General features: G+C 71.6%; 15 protein-coding genes and 1 tRNA gene. 9 read left to right on the forward strand and 7 right to left on the reverse strand.

The window, feature by feature from the left end; all coding sequences use genetic code 11:
* Nucleotides 1-145 precede the first annotated feature (145 nt).
* Both ACFYUS_RS23895 and ACFYUS_RS23900 read left to right on the forward strand, forming a co-directional pair.
* The gene (locus ACFYUS_RS23895; protein ID WP_388855526.1) at nt 146-2416 is read left to right on the forward strand and encodes a serine hydrolase; all 2271 of its coding nucleotides are present in this window, start codon (nt 146-148) and stop codon (nt 2414-2416) included.
* Between the two features lie 413 nt (nt 2417-2829).
* Nucleotides 2830-4518, forward strand: a complete 1689-nt coding sequence (locus tag ACFYUS_RS23900) for an MFS transporter (RefSeq protein ID WP_388855859.1) — start codon at nt 2830-2832, stop codon at nt 4516-4518.
* Here the strand turns inward: ACFYUS_RS23900 and ACFYUS_RS23905 are convergent.
* The gene (locus ACFYUS_RS23905) at nt 4515-4880 is read right to left on the reverse strand and encodes a hypothetical protein (protein ID WP_388855862.1); all 366 of its coding nucleotides are present in this window, start codon (nt 4878-4880) and stop codon (nt 4515-4517) included. The two genes, ACFYUS_RS23900 and ACFYUS_RS23905, sit on opposite strands and share 4 nt — an antisense overlap.
* Nucleotides 4881-5099: 219 nt before the next feature.
* Between ACFYUS_RS23905 and ACFYUS_RS23910 the strand changes: the two genes are divergently transcribed.
* Nucleotides 5100-5393, forward strand: coding sequence for a hypothetical protein (locus tag ACFYUS_RS23910; RefSeq protein WP_388855529.1), 294 nt, complete (start codon nt 5100-5102; stop codon nt 5391-5393).
* Between the two features lie 75 nt (nt 5394-5468).
* Here the strand turns inward: ACFYUS_RS23910 and ACFYUS_RS23915 are convergent.
* Nucleotides 5469-5541: transfer RNA gene (locus ACFYUS_RS23915), tRNA-Arg, on the reverse strand.
* A gap of 103 nt (nt 5542-5644) precedes the next feature.
* Between ACFYUS_RS23915 and ACFYUS_RS23920 the strand changes: the two genes are divergently transcribed.
* Nucleotides 5645-7267, forward strand: a complete 1623-nt coding sequence (locus tag ACFYUS_RS23920; protein WP_388855865.1) for a class I adenylate-forming enzyme family protein — start codon at nt 5645-5647, stop codon at nt 7265-7267.
* On the opposite strand, the gene ACFYUS_RS23925 is transcribed toward ACFYUS_RS23920, so the two are convergent.
* On the reverse strand, nt 7254-8525 hold the full coding sequence (locus ACFYUS_RS23925; RefSeq protein WP_388855532.1) for a M6 family metalloprotease domain-containing protein: 1272 nt from the start codon (nt 8523-8525) through the stop codon (nt 7254-7256). The genes ACFYUS_RS23920 and ACFYUS_RS23925 overlap by 14 nt on opposite strands.
* Nucleotides 8526-8785: 260 nt before the next feature.
* Between ACFYUS_RS23925 and ACFYUS_RS23930 the strand changes: the two genes are divergently transcribed.
* Complete coding sequence (locus tag ACFYUS_RS23930) at nt 8786-9448, forward strand: TetR/AcrR family transcriptional regulator (RefSeq protein ID WP_388855535.1); 663 nt, start codon at nt 8786-8788, stop codon at nt 9446-9448.
* A gap of 184 nt (nt 9449-9632) precedes the next feature.
* Nucleotides 9633-11177, forward strand: coding sequence for an MFS transporter (locus tag ACFYUS_RS23935; RefSeq protein WP_388855538.1), 1545 nt, complete (start codon nt 9633-9635; stop codon nt 11175-11177).
* Nucleotides 11178-11271: 94 nt separating this feature from the next.
* Here the strand turns inward: ACFYUS_RS23935 and ACFYUS_RS23940 are convergent, their stop codons facing one another.
* Entirely contained in the window at nt 11272-11778 is a 507-nt protein-coding gene (locus ACFYUS_RS23940) for a MarR family winged helix-turn-helix transcriptional regulator (protein WP_388855541.1), read from the reverse strand.
* 88 nt (nt 11779-11866) lie between these two features.
* On the opposite strand from ACFYUS_RS23940, the gene ACFYUS_RS23945 reads away from it, so the two are divergent.
* Nucleotides 11867-12655 carry a dioxygenase gene (locus tag ACFYUS_RS23945; RefSeq protein ID WP_388855545.1) on the forward strand — a complete coding sequence of 263 codons (789 nt, stop codon included), beginning with the start codon at nt 11867-11869 and terminating at the stop codon, nt 12653-12655.
* A gap of 3 nt (nt 12656-12658) precedes the next feature.
* On the opposite strand, the gene ACFYUS_RS23950 is transcribed toward ACFYUS_RS23945, so the two are convergent.
* Nucleotides 12659-13666, reverse strand: a complete 1008-nt coding sequence (locus tag ACFYUS_RS23950) for a questin oxidase family protein (RefSeq protein WP_388855548.1) — start codon at nt 13664-13666, stop codon at nt 12659-12661.
* 514 nt (nt 13667-14180) lie between these two features.
* Between ACFYUS_RS23950 and ACFYUS_RS23955 the strand changes: the two genes are divergently transcribed.
* Nucleotides 14181-15182: an RNA polymerase sigma factor RpoD/SigA gene (locus ACFYUS_RS23955; protein WP_388855551.1), complete on the forward strand. Its 1002-nt coding sequence runs from the start codon at nt 14181-14183 to the stop codon at nt 15180-15182.
* Between the two features lie 40 nt (nt 15183-15222).
* Here the strand turns inward: ACFYUS_RS23955 and ACFYUS_RS23960 are convergent, their stop codons facing one another.
* Nucleotides 15223-16182, reverse strand: coding sequence for a helix-turn-helix transcriptional regulator (locus ACFYUS_RS23960; protein WP_388855553.1), 960 nt, complete (start codon nt 16180-16182; stop codon nt 15223-15225).
* A gap of 62 nt (nt 16183-16244) precedes the next feature.
* Here ACFYUS_RS23960 and ACFYUS_RS23965 point away from each other — a divergent pair, with 62 nt between their 5' ends.
* Complete coding sequence (locus ACFYUS_RS23965) at nt 16245-17789, forward strand: MFS transporter (RefSeq protein ID WP_388855556.1); 1545 nt, start codon at nt 16245-16247, stop codon at nt 17787-17789.
* Between the two features lie 76 nt (nt 17790-17865).
* Here the strand turns inward: ACFYUS_RS23965 and ACFYUS_RS23970 are convergent, their stop codons facing one another.
* On the reverse strand, nt 17866-18708 hold the full coding sequence (locus ACFYUS_RS23970; protein ID WP_388855559.1) for a DUF6227 family protein: 843 nt from the start codon (nt 18706-18708) through the stop codon (nt 17866-17868).
* Nucleotides 18709-18775: the final 67 nt, after the last annotated feature.

An 18775-nucleotide genomic window follows, 5' to 3' on the forward strand; every position in this document is an offset into this window, starting at 1 on the left:
TCTCACATTCATCTGTCGAGAGTGCCTGGGTGGTTCATCCGGGAACCAGTAGGTATGTCGTTCTCGTCTAGCACGGGAGCCAAGGGGTTCACACAGGACACTGGTAGACGGTTCGGACGTACGTATGACGCATGGAGGAGGCACGGTGGCGGGCGAGTCCCCCGACAAGGCGGAGCAGCAGAGGTCGTCTCAGGAGACGGCGGCCTCGGGCGGCGGCCGGGATCCTCGGCTTTCCGTGCTCCGTGAGTCAGAGTCCTCGGCGTCCTCGGCGTCTCCGGCGGCGTCTTCGGCGGTCCAGGTCGACCAGGCGACGGCCGTGTTCAAGACCCTGGCCCCGCGCACGCCGGAGGACGACGAGCCGAAGGGCCCGGAGACCGACGGGGAGCCGGAGCCGGAGCCGGAGCCGGAGGACGAGACCGAGGCCGACGAGACCGAGGCCGACGACTCCGAGGACGAGCCGCAGGACGACGAGCAGGGCGACGAGCCCGAGGACGAGCCCGAGGACGCGGAGTCCGACGACGAGACGGACGAGGAGCCCGTCGAGGACGCTGCGGGCGCCACGGACGCCGAAGACGCCGCGCCGGGCGAGGACAAGGCGCCCGTCGAGGACAAGGCGCCCTCCGACTCCTGGTTCGCCGCGCGGAAGCCCGCCGCCGACAAGAAGCCGGCGGAGCCCGAGACGCCCGCCGAGCCCGAGGACTCCTCGGAGGAACCGAAGGAATCCGACACGCCGGACACGTCGGACGCGTCGGATGCATCGGACTCGTCGGATGCATCGGACTCGGCGGACTCGGTGGACGAGCCCGTCGACCAGCCGACGGCCATGTTCAAGATGGTCCGGCCGCCGGTCGTCGACCAGCCGACGACCGCCCTCAAGCTCCCGGCCGACCTGACCGCGGACTCCGACAGCGAGCGCACCAGCGTCTTCCGCGCCCTGCGCCCGGACATCCCCGCCGAGCAGAAGGCCGAGAAGGCGGCGCAGGAGGCGGCGCCCAAGAGCGGGGCGTCCAAGGCGGCGGTCGCGCCCAAGGCGCCCGCCTCCAAGGAGACGCCCGCCCCCGCCGCCGCCCCCGTACCCTCGCCGGCCGGGCTCGCGGAGCCGGAGCGGACCCGGCAGCAGCCGCTGCCGCCGCTGCCTCCGCTCGACCTGCTCGCGGAGCTGACGAACACGCCGCCCCCGCCGCCGACCGCGATGCGGACGACCATGCGCCGGGTGCGGATCTGGACCCCGCTGGTCCTGCTGCTCCTGATCGTCTTTGCGATCGTTCAGATGGTCCGCCCGCTGCCCGCGCCCGCGCTGAAGCTGTCGGCCGAGCCGACGTTCACGTTCGAGGGCGGCGAGCTGAAGATGCCGTGGCCCGGCGAGGGACAGGGCGCCGTCGAGGTCGAGGGCGTCGGCTCCATGGGCACGTACGGGGCGCAGAAGCCGGCCCCGATCGCGTCCGTGACGAAGACGATGACGGCGTACGTGATCCTCCGCGACCACCCGATCAAGGGGAAGCAGCAGGGTCCGGAGATCACGATCGACAAGAAGGCCGCCGATCAGGGCAAGGAGACGTCCGAGTCGACGGCGCCGGTCCAGGAGGGCCAGACGTACACGGAGAAGGAGCTCCTGGAGCTCCTGATGATCCCCTCCGCGAACAACGTGGCCCGGCTGCTCGCGCGCTGGGACGCCGGTTCGGAGGCCGCGTTCGTCGAGAAGATGAACGCCGCCGCGAAGGACCTGGGCATGACCCAGACCACGTACACGGACCCGTCCGGTCTCCTCGACACCACCATGTCGACCCCGCAGGACCAGCTGAAGCTGGCGAAGGCGGTCATGCAGTACGACGTGTTCCGCGAGGTCGTGAACATGCCGAACGTGACGGTCGACGGCATCCCCGGCCGCATCGAGAACAACAACAACATCCTGCTCCAGCCGGGTGTGAACGGCATCAAGACCGGCTCCTCCACCCCGGCCGGCGGCAACCTGCTCTGGTCGGCGAACACCGTCGTCGACGGCCAGAACCGCCGGATCCTCGGCATCGTCATGGGGGCGAAGGACGCCAAGATCCTCAACGACAAGCTCCAGCTCGCCATCGACAACAGCCTCAAGCTGATCCAGCAGGCCCAGAAGGACGTCACCTCGGCCGCCGTGGTCAAGAAGGGGCAGGTCCTGGGCTACGTCGACGACGGGCTCGGCGGCCGGACCCCGGTCGTGGCCACCAAGGAGCTCAAGGCGGTGGGCTGGCCGGGCCTCCAGGTGACCCTGGAGCTCACGGACGGCGGCAAGGCCGTCCCGCACACGGGCAAGGCGGGCGACGTCGTCGGCCAGGTGTCGATCGGTACGGGCTCCGGCAAGGTCAGTTCCCCGGTCGCCCTCCAGACGGACCTGGTGGAGCCCGGCTTCGACAAGAAGATCACCCGAGTGGGCTGACGGCACGGGCCGAGAGGCCGGCCGCTGACGGCCGGGAGCCCCGGTTCTCCGGGGCACCCGGCTGTTAGCGTTTCCGGGACGGGGACGAGAAGCACGCGTGACCCACGCGAGAAGCGAGACGGGCAGCACGGGAAAGGGCCGCAGTGACCACCGCCGAGCCGACACGCGCCGACCGCGCGGAGTCCGACCCCGACGTCTACCGTGATGTCCATGACGCTCGTGACGCCCGCGATGTCGGCGATACCCGCGATACCCGTGACGCCGACGGCGACCCGCCCACGGATACCGACCCCGCTTCGCTCCCGCGAATAGTGCTCCCCATCCAGCGGCCCGCCCCGGCGCCCACCCGGGCACAGCCCGCCGACGTCTCCGTCCGGACCCCCGCCCCGCGGCGCAAGCGCCGCTACACGGTCCTGGCGGCCACCGGGCTCGCCGCCCTCACCCACCTCCTGTGGTTCTTCTTCTTCGCGAACAGCGGCGGGGACCTGGCCGCGCAGGACGCGTGGGCCGAGTTCGTCGGACGGCACCCGGACTCCGCGTACAACCTGGCCTGGTACGGCGGGATGCACCCCGTCTCGTACAGCGTGGTCTCGCCGTACCTGATGTCGGTGCTCGGCGTCCGCAGCACGATGATGGTCGCCGGGACGCTGTCGGCCGGTCTGACGGCGCTGATCCTGGTGCGGGTGCGAGCCGTCCGCAACCCGATGGTCTGCTCGATCGCGGCCGTCTTCGCGTTCCTGTGCAACGCGCTCTCGGGCCGGGTGACCTTCGGCCTCGGCATGATGTTCGCGCTCGGCGCGGTCGCCGCCGTCTTCTGCTGGCCGTACCGCTGGCGCTACAAACGCTGGGCGAAGGCGGCGGTCGCCGCCCCGCTGGCCGGCCTGGCGACGGCGTGCAGCCCGGTCGCGGGCCTGTTCCTCGGGATCGCGGCGGCGGCCCTGTTCCTGAACAAGCGCCGCCCGGGCGCGTACGCCCTGGGCCTGGCCCCGGTCGCGGTGGTCGCCCTCTCCTCCTGGCTCTTCCCCTTCTCGGGCACGCAGCCGATGGCCTTCGGCTCGACGGCGCTCCCCCTCCTCTTCGGGATCCTGACCTTCGTCCTCGTCCCGAAGGACTGGCGGACGGTCCGCACGGCCGCGGCCGTCTACTCGGTCGGCACGCTCCTGACCTGGCTGATCGACTCCCAGATCGGCTCGAACATCTCCCGGCTCCCGATGCTCTTCGCGGGCGTCGTGCTGCTCGCGGCCCTGCCGTACACGGCGCCGCGTTCCCGCCGCTGGTACGCGCTGCTGCTCGCCTTCGCCGGCCTGAACATCTGGATCGGCTTCAAGGGCGTCGACGACGTCATCCGCACCGCCCCGGACGCCTCCTGGGCGCGCGAGCTCGCCCCGCTCGTCAACCAGCTCCAGGTGCGGGACGCGGGCAAGGCGCGGGTCGAGGTCGTGCCGGCGTCCAGCCACCGCGAGTCCTCCGCGCTCAGCCCGTACATCAACCTGGCGCGCGGCTGGAACCGCCAGGCGGACATGGAGCGCAACCCGCTCTTCTACGACGACACGCTCAACGCGGCCAACTACGAGGACTGGCTCGACCGCTGGGCCGTCCACTACGTCGTCCTCCCCACCGGCGCCCCCGACTCGGGCGCCGAACAGGAGGCGGAGCTCGTCCGCGAGGGACTGCCGTACCTGAACCAGGTCTGGTCCGACGAGAACTGGCGGCTGTACGAGGTCGAGAACCCGACCCCCCTCGCCGACCCGCCGGCCGAGGTGCAGAGCGCGGAGGAGAACGAGGTCGTGATCCGCGTCGACCGCCCCGGCCGGGTCCTCATCCGCGTCCCGTACTCGCCCTGGCTCGCCCTCGTCGACGAGCACGGCGGCAAGATCGAACCCCCGCAGGAGACGGAGGCCTCCAAGCAGGCCCGCGAGGACTCGGAGACCGAACTCCCCAAGGTCTTCGCCAACAAGCAGGGCTGCCTCTTCAAGACCGAGGCGGACGCCGAAGGCGACGAATGGACCGAACTCGTCGCCCCGAAGGCCGGCGTCTACCGCCTGGCCGCCCCCTACAAGCTCTCCCGCGGCACGGCCTGCCCGGAGGAACTACGGCGCTAGGCCAGATCCGTCAGCTCGTCCGCGTACACCTGCGACAAAGGCTGCGGCCCCACGTACTGCTGGCAATTGCAGACCCCGGCCTCGTACCGCACCGGCTTCTTGTTCTCGTCCCACGCCGTCGGCACCTCGACCCGCTCATGGCACCGCCCCTGCTTGTCATGCTTCGCCAGATGATGCGTACACCCGCACACCGGCTCGGGCGCCCTGCTCGCCGCCTCGACCGCGAGCCGCTCCTGCTTCGCCGCCTCCAGCACCTCCATCTTCCGCTCATGCCGATGCCGCAGCGCCGTACGGACGTTGTCCGCCGCCCACGCGAAGCCCCCGGTCCAGAACAGGATGAGCACCCACCAGAACCATTCCACCGTCATTCCCCCGTTTCCCCCGGCAACCGATGCCCAGAATAGGCCGGACTCCCCCCACCGCAGAGGGGTCGCGCCCCCACTCCTCCCCCTCCCCGCCGTCACCCCCCGGATTCGAACCTGCCGTGAGCATTCCGTGACTCCGAGCATCAGCCCGGTCACTGACAGCTAGGGTCACGGGCGCCGCCACACCCACGCGGCCCACCGAAAGAGGGGCACCCCATGGCCATCATCGTCACCTTCGACCTCCCCGGCGCCGGACAGGACCTCTACGACACCGTCATCCACCGCATCACCGACGGCCGCGGCTTCACCCGCTTCGCCGACGTCTCCGACCCCGGCCTCCTCTCCCACGCCGCCGGCCCCGTCGAAGGCGGCTTCCGCGTGACCGAGATCTGGCAAAGCCCCGAAGCCCTCGAAGCCCACGCCAAGACCTTCGGCCCCGTCCTCGCCGACCTCGGCTTCGCCGACCTCCAGCCCACGATCATCCCCGCGCACAACGTCGTCGTCAGCTAGCCCCGATCGCCCGCCGGTGCCGGGCGCGGACGACGAAGGGCACCTGGTGATGTCACCAGGTGCCCTTTCGGCTTGTGCCCCCGGCAGGATTCGAACCTGCGACACCCGCTTTAGGAGAGCGGTGCTCTATCCCCTGAGCTACGAAGGCGAAGGCGGAGCGCTGTCAGTGTAGCGGGTGGTGTGGTCGGCGGTCGGGGTAGTTGACCGGCTTCGGGGGTGTGCATAGCGTCGTCGGGGCTGAGGAGGAGGGTGTGGTGGGTGGTGGGGTCGAGCGGCTCGGTGCGCCTGGGGGGCTTTTCGAGGTCGAGGGCGGGGTGTATGTCGGGGGGCCGCGGACTCTGAGGGAGTTCGTCGAGGTGACCTGGGGGTACGGGGACCGGGTGTTTCTCGTGGCCGAGGACGCGCGGTGGACCTATCGGGAGTTCTTCGACGCCGCTTGTGGGCTGGCGCGGCGGCTTGTGGGGGAGTACGGGCTGGGGCCGGGGGACCGGGCCGTGGTGGCGATGCGGAACCTGCCCGAGTGGCATGTCGCGTTCTGGGCCGCGCAGCTTGCGGGGCTCGTCGCCGTGCCGCTCAACGCGTGGTGGACCGAGGGGGAGTTCGCGTACGCGCTTGACGACTGTTCGCCCAAGGTGCTGCTCGTGGACGGGGAGAGGGCGGGGCGGGTCCGGGAGTGGGCCGTGCGGAACGGGGTGCCGGGGGTCGTCTTTCGGGGGGAGGGCGAGGGGCACGGGTTCGATGACTTCGTCGTCGATGACGATCCGGTGCTCGGGCCGCCGGCCGTCGATGTGCTGCCCGAGCATGACGCCACCATCATCTACACGTCCGGGACCACCGGGCGGCCCAAGGGGGCCGTCGCCACGCATCTCGCGCAGGTCGGGGCGGCGATGAACCCGCGGTACTTCGCCGCCGCGGCGGCCCTCGCGCGCGGGGACGTGCCCGGGGTGGGGCCCGCGATGGTTTCCCTGACCACGTTTCCGTTCTTCCATGTCGCCGCGTTCACGTCGTTCTATGCGGTCATGGCGGCCGGCGGGACGCTGGTGATGATGCGGAAGTGGGACGCCGGGAAGGCGCTTGAGCTCATTCACGAGCATGGCGTCACCCACTACGCCGGGGTTCCCACCACGGCCCTTCAGCTTCTCGACCTCGCGCGGCGGAAGGGGGATCCGCTCGCCAGCCTCACCCTGCTCAGTACGGGAGGGGCCGCCGCCCCGCCCGGGATCGTCGCAGGGATCGCCGAGGGGTACGGGGAGCGGATCGAGCCCCGGAACGGGTACGGGCTGACCGAGACCTGCGGGGGTGTCCTTTCCCATGTCGGGGCGGAGTACCGGGCTCATCCCGGGAGTGTCGGGCGGCCCTCGCCCGTCACCGAGGTGCGGATCGAGCGGCCCGACGCGGACGGGGTGGGGGAGTTGTGGCTGCGGGGGCAGTGTCTCGTCCGGGGGTATTGGGGGGATGAGGCCGCGACCCGTGCCGCTTTCACCGAGGAGGGGTGGTTCCGGACCGGGGACCTCGCTCGCCTCGACGGCGACGGGCGGGTCAGCGTCGTCGACCGGTTGACCGACATGGTGATCCGGGGCGGGGAGAACGTGTACTGCGTGGAGGTCGAGGCCGTCCTCCACCAGCATCCTGAGGTCGTCGATGCCGCCGTGTTCGGGGTTCCGCATCCGTTGCTCGGGGAGGAGGTCGTGGCCGTCGTGCGGTTGCGGGAGGGGGCCGACCTCGACGTCGAGGGGCTTCGGGCGCACGTGGGGGAGCGCCTCGCCGCCTTCAAGGTGCCCGCGCGGGTTCTCGTGCGGGAGGACGAGTTGCCGCGGAATCCGACCGGGAAGGTGCTCAAGCGGCAGCTCAGGGAGCTCGTCAGCGGCGGGTGATCCGTACGCGGTACGTTCCCGTCCCGTCCTCGTCCAGGACGGTGATCCGGATGCCGTTGTCGCGGTCGGTGAACGTCTCGCCCGGGCCGTAGGGGGCGTCCGAGAGCTCTGCCTGGACGTTGGCGCGGCGGGTGCAGCCGCCGCTGGCGCGGTTGCTGTCGGAGACGGTGACGGGGCCGTGGCCGGTGTCGACGTCGGACTCCACGCGGTAGACGAGGACGCCCTGTTCGCAGACGGCTTCGTCGTTGCCGTCCTTGCTGCGGACCTCGACGGCGTATCCGGAGGTGCCGGAGAGGGGGACGAACACGAGCTTGGGGCCGCCGGGGACCGCGAGCGGGGTGAGGCTGTAGTCGCCGGTGCCGGGGGTGGAGGCGCAGCTGACCTGGTCGTTGTCGAGCCAGCCCAGCTTCCATTTGTGCCAGCCGAGGAGGTCGTTGTTGGCGCCCCAGTCCTCGGACATGATGTCCCAGTGGCCGACGGTGCCTCCGCCGTCCGAGGTGTAGAGGTCGGGCAGGCCGAAGACGTGGCCGTTCTCGTGCGGCAGGACGCGGTAGCCGGTCTCGGCGAAGCTGCCGGAGCCGTCGTCCTGGCGGCTGTAGACGAAGGACGTGTTGGCGAGCGGCACGCCGTCGGCGTAGGGGGCGTCGTCGTTGCCGGAGAAGGTCACGGACAGGACGGTGTCGAGGGCGGAGGGCCCGGCGTTCGGCGTGACGAGGATGTTGACCAGGTCGTACGCGCTGAAGTCCACCTTCGGGTCGGCGGCCTTCACGATGTCCTCGACGAGGGCGCGGTAGCCCGGTTCGTACGGTGAGCCGCGCTCGATGCCGTACGAGGAGAACGGCCGGGGCATCCGCAGCCAGTCGGGTATCGGCGCCTCGGCCTGGTAGTGCAGGCGCCCGTACGAGCTGGTGCGGAACCAGTCGGCGGTCTGCGGGAAGAACTCGCGGAAGCGGCTCATCGCCGTGCCGTCCCCGGGGGCGTCCGGGAAGTCGATCATCAGGTTGAGGGCCCTGACGAGGCCCGTGGAGCGCACGTATCCGGGGGCCGTGGGCAGCCCCTCCGACATCTGCACGCCCATCGTGGTGGCGATGCGGCACGGCCCCAGCTGGGCACCCCTCGGCGCGGCGGCGACCGGGCCCGCAGAGGCGGGGGCGGGCCCGGGGAGGGTGCTGCTCGCCGAGGCGAGCAGGGTGAGGGAGAGGGTCGTGATCGCCGCCAGGGCGACGGGTCTGCGTATCCGTCGGCGGGGGTGCTGCATACGTCGCCTCTCCGGTGGGGGCAGGTCGGCGCCGCGACCCCTTCCGGGGGTCCGCGCTGTGCGATCAGCCTGTGGCGCGTGGTCCGGGTGCGCGCGTCGGGTGGCCCGATCGTGGGATTCCGCGGAATCGGCGAAGTGTGACACAGGTCACATTCGCGTCGGGAAATAAGCGGGGAGCCGGTCCCCGTTTATGACTGTGTTCAGCGAAGTGGGGAGTCCTTCCCCGGATGAATCCCCGATGACCGTGAGGAGGCCGTGGCGTGAGCAGCACCGCCGGTACCGCGCCCGCCCGCCGAGTACCCCGCCCGCGGGCCGACGCCCTGCGCAACCGCGAGCGGATCGTGACGGCGGCCCGCGAGATGTTCGTCGAGTTCGGCGCCCAGGTGCCGTACGACGAGATCGCGCGCCGGGCCGGCGTCGGGAACGCCACGCTCTACCGGAACTTCCCCGAGCGCGCCGACCTCGTCCACGAGGTCGTCCTCTCGCTCATGGCCCGCGTCACCGAGGTCGCCGAGCGGGCCGCCGAGGAGGAGGGCGACACCTTCGCCGCGCTGTGCCGCTTCACCCACGGCGCCGCCGACGAGCGCGTCGGGGCCCTCTGTCCGATGCTCGACGGCGCCTTCGACAGGGACCACCCCGACCTGATCGCCGAGCGCGACCGTCTGGAGGGGGTCGTCCAGGGCCTCGTCGAGCGGGCGCAGAAGGCCGGCCGCCTCCGCGCCGACGTGGGCGTCGGCGACCTGATGGTGGCGATCTCCCAGCTGACCCGCCCGCTGCCCGGCTCGGGCTGCGGGGCCTTCGACCAGTTCGTCCACCGCCACCTGCAGCTGTTCCTCGACGGCCTGGAGGCGCCCGCCCGCTCCGAGCTGCCGGGCAAGGCCGCCACCTTGGAGGACCTGAGACGCGACACCTGCGGCTCCTGAGCCCCGCTGAGGCTCCTGGGCCCCTGGTGACTCCCTGAGTCCCTCCGAGGCTCCTGAGCCCCTGGCGACTCCCGAGTCCCCTGGGACTGCGGGGCCTCCCCGCCCTCCAGGACCCCTTGCTTACGCAACCCGCCCTTCCTTACGTCCTTTTTTCACCAGTACGCGCCAAGAGGTGGCTACCCCCATGCCGAAAATCCCCGAGAAGCCCGCGATCCAGGCGGCCGACCCCGGTCGCTGGAAAGCCCTGATATTCATCGCCCTCGCCCAGCTGATGGTCGTGCTCGACGCGACGATCGTGAACATCGCCCTGCCCTCCGCCCAGCAGGACCTCGGGATCTCGGACGGCAACCGGCAGTGGGTCATCACCGCCTACGCCCTGGCCTTCGGCGGACTGCTCCTCTTCGGCGGCCGCATCGCCGACCTGTGGGGCCGCAAGCGGACCTTCATCACCGGCCTCATCGGCTTCGCCGCCGCCTCCGCCCTCGGCGGGGCCGCGACCGGCGAGGCCATGATGCTCGGCGCCCGTGCGCTCCAGGGCGCGTTCGGCGCGCTCCTGGCGCCCGCCGCGCTCTCGCTGCTCGCCGTGACCTTCACCGACGCCAAGGAGCGGGCGAAGGCCTTCGGCATCTACGGCGCGATCGCCGGTGGCGGCGGCGCCGTGGGCCTGATCCTCGGCGGTTTCCTCACCGAGTACCTGAACTGGCGCTGGACCTTCTTCGTCAACATCCCGTTCGCCGTGGTCGCCGCCGTCGGCGCGTACCTCGTCGTCCGTGAGCCCGCCGGCGGCCGCAACCGCTCGCCGCTCGACATCCCCGGGGTGATCCTCTCCACCCTCGGCCTGGTCTCGCTCGTCTACGGCTTCACGCGCGTCGAGTCCACCAGCTGGACCGACCCGGGCGCGATCGGCCTCTTCGTCGCCTCCGGCGTGCTGCTCCTCGCCTTCGTGCTCACCGAGTCGCGGGTCAAGCACCCGCTGCTGCCGCTGCGCGTCGTCGCCGACCGCAACCGCGGCGGCGTGTACCTGTCGCTGGGTCTCGCCGTCATCGCGATGTTCGGCCTGTTCCTCTTCCTGACGTACTACCTCCAGGTCGTGAAGGGGTACTCGCCGGTCAAGACGGGCTTCGCGTTCCTGCCGATGATCGCGGGCATGATCACGGGCTCGACCCAGATCGGCGCGCGTCTGATGACCCGCGTCCCGCCGCGGTTCCTGATGGCCCCGGGCTTCCTGACCGCCGCCGTCGGCATGCTGCTCCTCACCCAGCTGGAGATCGGCACCTCGTACGCCGGGCTGATCCTGCCCGCGCAGCTGCTCCTCGGCCTGGGCATGGGTACGGCGTTCATGCCGGCGATGTCGCTCGCGACGCTCGGCGTGGACCCGCGGGACGCCGGTGTGGCCTCCGCGATGGTCAACACCTCGCAGCAGGTCGGCGGCGCCATCGGCACGGCCCTGCTGAACACGATCGCCGCCTCGGCGACCGCCGCCTACGTGGCCGACCACGTCGCCGGCGCGACCACCCCGGCCGCGCAGAAGCTGCTCCAGTTCCAGAGCATGGTCGAGGGCTACACGGCGGCCATCTGGTGGGCGGTCGGCATCCTGGCCGTCTCGGCCACGATCGCCTTCACGTTCGTCACCACCGGGAAGCCGGGCGGCGGCCAGGTCGCCGGATCCGGCTCGGGCGCGGGCGCGGAGGCGGACGACGAGGTGAAGGTGCCGGTCATCGCCCACTGACCCCCGTCCGTACGCGGCCCGTCCCGGCCGCCGACCGTTCGCCCCGTGCGACGGACGATCCGTACGACGTACGACCTGCCCTGGTTCCGCTCGCTCAGCGGAGCCAGGGCAGGTCCGCGTTCGCGTCCACGGGTTCGAGGCCCTCGGCCATCACGCGCATGATCGTGCCGAGCTGCTCCACCTGCTCGGGGGAGAGCCGGTCGAACATGGCCTGGCGGACGGCCGCCACATGGCCGGGGGCGTTCTTCCGGAGGACGTCCATGCCCTCGTCCGTCAGCTGGGCGAACTGGCCGCGCTTGTCGGAGGGGCAGTCCTCGCGCCGTACCCAGCCGCTCTTCTCCAGGCGGGCGATCGCGTGGGAGAGACGGGAGCGGGTGATCTTGGCGCTCTTGGCCAGTTCGGTCATCCGCAGCCGGCGGCGGGGGGCCTGGGAGAGCTGGACGAGGAGCCCGTAGTAGACGTGCGGCATCCCGGCGTCGCGCTGCAACTGGCGGTCGAGGTGGTCCTCCAGGAGGGTGGTGGCGTGCAGGTACGCGCGCCAGACGCGCTGCTCCTCGTCGGACAGCCAGCGGGGTTCGGTCGTGTCTCCCATGCTCCCCATCGTACGACCCATTCTTGAAAGTTGAACTACTCAAAGCTAAGGTGTGAGTAGTGGGCTTGAAGTTTCAAGGATGAGGAGGAAGGTCGTCATGGACGCCACCCTCGAACGGATGCCGGCCCTCTACCTGTCCCACGGCGCCCCGCCGCTCGCCGACGACCCCGTCTGGCCCGGCGAGCTCGCCGCCTGGTCCGCCGGACTGCCGCGCCCCAAGGCGATCCTCATGGTCTCCGCCCACTGGGAGGAGGCCCCGCTCGCGCTCGGCGCCACCGAGACCGTCCCCCTCGTCTACGACTTCTGGGGCTTCCCCGAGCACTACTACCGCGTCCAGTACGCCGCCCCCGGCGCCCCGCAGCTCGCCGAGGCCGTCCGCAAGCTGCTCCGCGCGCCCGGCACGCCCGTGCAGGACATCCCCGACCGGGGCCTCGACCACGGTGCGTACGTGCCGCTCGTCGAGATGTACCCGGGCGCCGACATCCCCGTGCTCCAGATCTCCATGCCCACCCTCGACCCGCGCCGGCTCATGGACATCGGGCGCAAGCTCGCCCCGCTGCGCGACGAGGGCGTCCTGATCGTCGGCAGCGGCTTCTTCACCCACAACCTCGCCGCCCTCCGGCACACCGGACCCGGCGTCCCCGGCTGGTCCGCCGAGTTCGACGCCTGGGGGCACGAGGCGCTCGCCGCGCACGACGTCGACGCCCTCCTCGACTTCGAGCACAAGTCGCCGGCCGGCCGCCTCGCCCACCCCCGTACGGAGCACTTCGCCCCGCTCTTCGTCACGATGGGCGCGGCGGACGCGGCCGGTGACCTCGACGCGGAGAAGTCGGTGATCGACGGCTTCTGGATGGGCCTCGCCAAGCGGTCGGTCCAGTTCGGATAGGGCTCAGAGCGCGGGCGGATTGAGGTCGATCGAGCGGACGGCGGCGGCCAGCGCGAGCGGGCCGCCCACGTCGAGCGCCGTGTCCGTGAACTTGATCGTGTGGTCGTCGCCGTGGGCGGCGGCCCGCTCGAAGACCTCCTCGGGGCTCAGCCCGGTCCCGGCGTACGGGGCGGCCTCGCGCGGCGTGTAGGCCGCCGTCACCGCGGCCGCCGCCGCCCAGGCCGCCGCCACGCTCGGCGCCCACAGCTCGCGGGGGAGCGCGGGCAGGGCCCGCAGGACCGCGTTCGGCGCGGTCGCCGCGTGCACCAGCATGATCGGCTCGCCGTGGCCGTGGGACGCGTACCGGTGCGTCGCCGCCGTCACCAGCTCGGTGAGCAGCTCCTTCGCCCGGTCCGGGTCCGGCGCCTCGCCCCACACCGGGAACGCCGTCAGCTGCGCGAGCCGGGCCCTGATCCCGCCCTCCTGCTCCGGAACCGGCGGTACGGAGTCCAGCGCGGCCGCCGCCGTCGGCGCGGTGCCCAGCGGGGTGAGCGGCGGCAGCGGCTGGTGGCGGGCCGCCCAGTAGCCGAGGGCGTGCGCCAGCTCGGCGCGGCGCGGCGCCGTCTCCCCGGTCGTGAGCAGGGTCCGTACGGCGTGGCCGGTGCGGATCACCGGGTGCGTCGCCCCGCCCGCGATGCCCGGAAGCAGCCGGGGCCACCACTCGGCGAGGACCGACCGCCAGGGCCGGTCCGCCAGCTCGCGGGAGAAGAAACGGGTCCAGTCGGTGATCCGGGCCGGGTCGCCGAGCGCCTCCCGCCAGGTGCCCGCCGTGACCGGGGTGTGCGGGGGCGGCAGCTCCTCCAGCTTGGGCGCGTAGTGGTCGAGCCAGCGGTGCACGGCCGGGGCCTGGCCGTGGTGGACCAGGGCCTCGACCGCCATGGGGGCGTGGTTGGTGAGCCAGCCGCCCCGCTCGGGTCCCGTGGTGTGGAGCCGTTCGAGGGCCTCGTCGAGGGTGCCGGTGGTGTCGGTCATGGGGCGACGCTAGGCCGGGACGGTGCCGGGGCGGAACGGGCTGGGGACCTAGGACCCGTCTTAGGTCCCCGGGACGGATCCGGGGTCCCGGGGCGGATCCGGGGTCTCCGGGACGGATCCCGGGGTTCCGGGGTGGATCCCGGGGTTCCGGGGTGGATCCCGGGGTTCCGGGGTGGATCCCGGGTCTCCGGGGTGGATCCCGGGTCTCCGGGGCGGAGGCAACCGTGGGTGGCGGCGGGGCGTCTGAGGGGGTGGCGCCGCATGTGATCGCGGTCTCACCGACAGCGTGGTCGGGTACCCCGCGAGGGGCGCCGTCTCACCCTCCGTGCCCGGTCTGACCTGCGCATCCACGGGTGTCCGCGGCATGCCTGCGGGGGCGGTGGCCGCGCAGGATACTGCATGATCGCGAAAATCCATGCGCCGGGTGGGAATTCTGTCCTGATTCCAGTCGTTGTTTCCGTCGGATGCAGGGCACCCGGAAGGGTGTCGCGACCTACTCAGCAAGGGAGCACGCATGGCAACCCGTGCCGTCGCCCGTCGTCAGACCTCCGCCAAGAGCGGGGCCGCGCGGGCGAGCAGCGTTCGCGCCGTGGGCGGGGAGATCGCCGACCGCGACCTGGTCGGCATGTACCTCGACGAGATCGCGCGCACACCCCTGCTCGACGCCGCCAAGGAGGTCGAGCTCTCCCAGACGATCGAGGCGGGCGTCTACGCCCGGCAGATACTCGACGAAGAGGTGGAGAGCGAGGCGGGCGGAGCGACCCGTGAGGAGCTCGAAGCGCTGGTCGCCGAGGGCGAGCGTGCCAAGGACCTCTTCATCAAGTCCAACCTGCGGCTCGTGGTGGCCGTCGCCCGGCGCTATCCGCGCAGCGGGCTGCCGCTGCTCGACCTGATCCAGGAGGGGAACGCGGGCCTGGTCCGCGCGGTCGAGAAGTTCGACTACGCGAAGGGCTTCAAGTTCTCCACGTACGCCACGTGGTGGATCCGTCAGGCCATCACCCGGTCCATCGCCGACCAGTCCCGGACCATCCGACTCCCCGTCCACCTGGTGGAGGAGCTCGGCCGCATCCGGCGCGTGCAGCGCGAGTTCAACCGGGAGAACGGCCGGGAGCCCGAGCCCGCCGAGATCGCGGCCGAGCTCGGCTCCACGCCCGAGCGCGTCACCGACGTCCTGGACTGGGCGCGGGACCCCGTCTCGCTGAACATGTCGGTGGACGACGAGGGCGAGACCCAGTTCGGCGACCTCCTCGAAGACACCTCGGCGATCTCCCCCGAGCAGTCCGTCCTCACCCTGCTGCGCAGCGAGGAGCTCGACGACCTCATCGGCCAGCTCGACCACCGCACGGCCTCCATCATCCGCATGCGGTACGGCATCGAGGACGGCCGCGAGCGCACCCTGACGGAGGTCGGCAAGGAGCACGGCCTGACCCGCGAGCGCATCCGCCAGATCGAGAAGCACGCGCTCCTCGAACTGAAGAAGATGGCCCACGACACGGGCTTCGACGCGGTGGCCTAGGGCGGCCGGCGGACCCGGGGAGCAGCCCGCGACGGGCGGCTCAAGCGCGTGTCGCGTTCGCCAGCCGCCCCGACAGGTCCCGCATGTACGTGATCAGCGGCTCCGGGCCGTGGACCGTGAAGTCGACGTCCATCAGGGCGAGGCGGAGGGCCAGCCATTCCACGGAGTCCGCGACGCGGGCGCGGAGGCGGCAGCGGTCCGGGCCCTCGGCGACGGGGACCAGGTGGGAGGGGAGGCGGGCGACGACGAACTCGGCCGGTGCCGCGAAGGAGACGTCGAGGTCGACCTCGCCCTGGGCCCGGGCCATCGAGCGGGCCATGTACGTGGCGGCATCGCCCGAGGGGAGCTCGCGCGGAGCGAAGCGCGCGCCCGTCGGGAACGGCTCGCTCACCCGGTCCACCCGGAAGGTCCGCCAGTCCTCGCGCCCCAGGTCGTACGCGACGAGGTACCAGCGCCGCCCGGTCGACACCAGCCGGTACGGCTCCACCAGCCGTTTCGTCTCCGTGCCGTCCCCGGCCCGGTAGCCGAAGCGCAGCTTCTCCCGTCCGGTCACCGCGCCCGCGAGCGCCGTCAGCGTCGCGGGGGTGACGGTGGCGCCGTCGCCCCGGGTCAGCGGGATCGTCGCGTTCTGGAGGGTGGAGACCCGGTGCCGGAGCCGCGCCGGCAGCACCTGCTCCAGCTTCGCCAGGGCCCGTACGGACGCCTCCTCGACGCCCTCGATGGCGTGCCCGGCCCCGGCGCGCAGTCCGACGGCGATCGCGACGGCCTCCTCGTCGTCGAGGAGCAGCGGAGGCATGGCCGTACCGGCGACGAGGCGGTAGCCGCCGACCGCGCCCATGGTCGCCTCGACCGGATAGCCGAGGTCGCGGAGCCGGTCGATGTCACGGCGGATGGTGCGCGGGGAGACCGAGAGCCGTTCGGCGAGCTCGCTTCCGGGCCACTCGCGCGGGGTCTGGAGGAGCGAGAGCAGATTCAGGAGTCGTGCCGGGGTGTCCGTCATGGTTTCCAGGATGCGCCTGATCTAGGACATGGTCTGACCTACATGACTTCTATCTTCTTCGTATGAGTTCACACGACGCCGCCACCGAAGCGGCAGCGGCCGCCGACAAGAGGCGCTGGATCGCCCTCGCCATCGTCATGACCGCCGCCTTCATGGACCTGGTCGACGCCACGATCGTCAACATCGCGATTCCCAGCATCGAGAAGGACCTCGGCGCCTCGTTCGGCGCGATCCAGTGGATCACCGCCGGTTACGCGCTCGCGTTCGCCGCCGCTCTGATCACCGGCGGGCGGCTCGGCGACATCTACGGCCGCAAGCGCCTCTTCCTCCTCGGCACCGCCGGCTTCACCCTCGCCTCCGCGCTCTGCGGCTTCGCCGCCAACCAGGAGATGCTGGTCGGCTCCCGGCTGCTCCAGGGCGCGGCGGCCGCGATGATGGTCCCGCAGGTCCTGTCGATCATCCACGTCACCTTCCCGGCGCACGAGCGCGGCAAGGTCTTCGGGATGTTCGGCGCGATCATCGGCCTCGGCGCGGTCTCGGGCCCGCTGCTCGGCGCGCTGCTGACCCAGTGGAACATCGCGGGCCTCGAATGGCGCCCGATCTTCCTGATCAACCTGCCGGTCGGCATCGCCGCCGCGATCCTGGGCCGGAAGTTCATCACCGAGTCGAAGGCGCCGAAGGCGCTCAAGCTCGACCTGGTCGGCGTGCTCCTGGTGACGGCCGCGCTCCTCATGCTGATCTACCCGCTGACGCGCGGCCGTGAGCTGGACTGGCCGCTGTGGGGCTATCTGATGATGGCCGGCAGCCTGCTCGTCTTCGGCGCGCTCGTGGCGTACGAGACGTACAAGACGAAGAAGGACGGTTCGCCGCTCGTCGAGCTGTCGCTGTTCAGGGTGAAGAGCTTCGCGGCCGGCATCGCGGTCCAGCTGACCTTCGGTGTCGTGCTCGGCATCTTCTTCCTGGTCTGGACGCTGTACATGCAGATCGGGCTCGGTTGGAGCCCGCTGAAGGCGGGCCTGACCGGGGTGCCGTTCTCGATCTCCGTCTCGGTGGCGGCCGGCATGTCCGTGCAGAAGCTGGTGCCGCGCTTCGGCCGGAAGGTGCTCCAGGCGGGCGCGCTGACGATGATCGCGGGCATCCTCCTCTACCTCTTCGAGGCGGGCCGGTACGGGACCGGGATCCACTCCTGGCAGATGATCCCGCCGCTGGTGGTCATGGGCCTCGGCATGGGCCTGATCGTGGCGCCGCTGACGGACGCGGTGCTCTCGGAGGTGCCGAAGGAGCACGCCGGTTCGGCCTCGGGCCTGATCAACACGACCGGGCAGATGGGCAACGCGCTCGGACTCGGCCTGGTGTCGGTGGTCTTCTTCGGGACGATCGACGACGAGAAGCTCGCCAAGGCCCCGGCCGAGGTGGGCCCGGCGTTCACGAACGCCTTCCAGAACTCGCTGGGCTGGGCGGCGGGCGTGCTCGCCGTGATCTTCCTGGTGATGTTCGCCCTGCCGGCGAAGCCGAAGCAGCACCTGGAGGGCGGTGACGCGGACGCCGCCGGTGACGACGAGGCCGTCACCGGCGAGACCTCGAAGGAGCCGGTGCTCACGCACTGAGTCCGGTCCTCCGGCTGATCGAGGCGGCCGCCGCCCCCGCCCCCGAGAAGGGGACGGGGGCGGCGGCCCCGTCGTGTCAGCGGACCCGGGAACGGGCCTCCATCGCCCCGCGGGCCGCGTCCTCGTCCTCGTACACCTCGCACATGTGCCGGCCGTCCGGCGTCGCCGTGTGCTCGACCTCCCAGAGGCTGACCTCGCTGCCGTCGAGCAGCAGGAACTGGTGCTCGTAGAGGGTGAAGCCGGCGTCCCGGCCGCCCTCCACCGGGCAGTGGCGGCCGAAGGCCTGCGTGATGTGGTGCGCGAAGGCCAGCCGGAGGCGGCGGGCCGTCCGCTCGCCCGGCCGGTCCGCGTTCTCCGCGCGGCGCAGGACGCGGCGCGCGTGGTCGGCGGAGTTGTCCGGCACGTACATCCGGGGCTGGGCCGGTATCGGGCGGGCGAGCAGGGCGCTCAGCAGCTCCAGGTCGTCGTCCTCGTCGAGGACGCGGCCGTCGGAGTGCTCGGCCGTCCAGCCCGGCAGTGGTCCCGTCGGGAGCCGGGAGGCGGCGAGCCGCGCCTCCGACTCCTCCGCGTACAGCTCGTGCTGCTCGGTGCCGTCCCGGCCGGCGTTGTGCGCGAGCTCCCACAGGCTGAGCGCGCTGCCGTCGGCGAGCAGATACGTATGGCGGTGGGTGGTGCGGTGCAGCGACGCGCTGTGGTGCGAGGAGTGCAGCGCGCTGGAGTGGGCGAGCGCCGTGCCGAGGCGCTCGACGGTCGAGTCGGGCAGGTCGAAGGAGTTGAGTGCCCGGCCGAGGAGCCGCTCAAGGTGCTTCTCGGTCGTCTCGTACGGATCGTGAGGATCCTGCGGATCGTTCAAGAGGGTCTCCAGGCCGTCGCCGCATGTCACTTGGTGCTTGCTTAACGTAGTCCCTGGGTCTGACATCTGGTCCGGGGTTCGGGAAAACGAAGGGCCCGCCCGGGAAGTTCCCGCCCTTTTTCTTCAACTCCCC

It is taken from the genome of Streptomyces sp. NPDC004284 (assembly GCF_042874035.1).
In the GTDB taxonomy this organism is placed as follows: domain Bacteria; phylum Actinomycetota; class Actinomycetes; order Streptomycetales; family Streptomycetaceae; genus Streptomyces.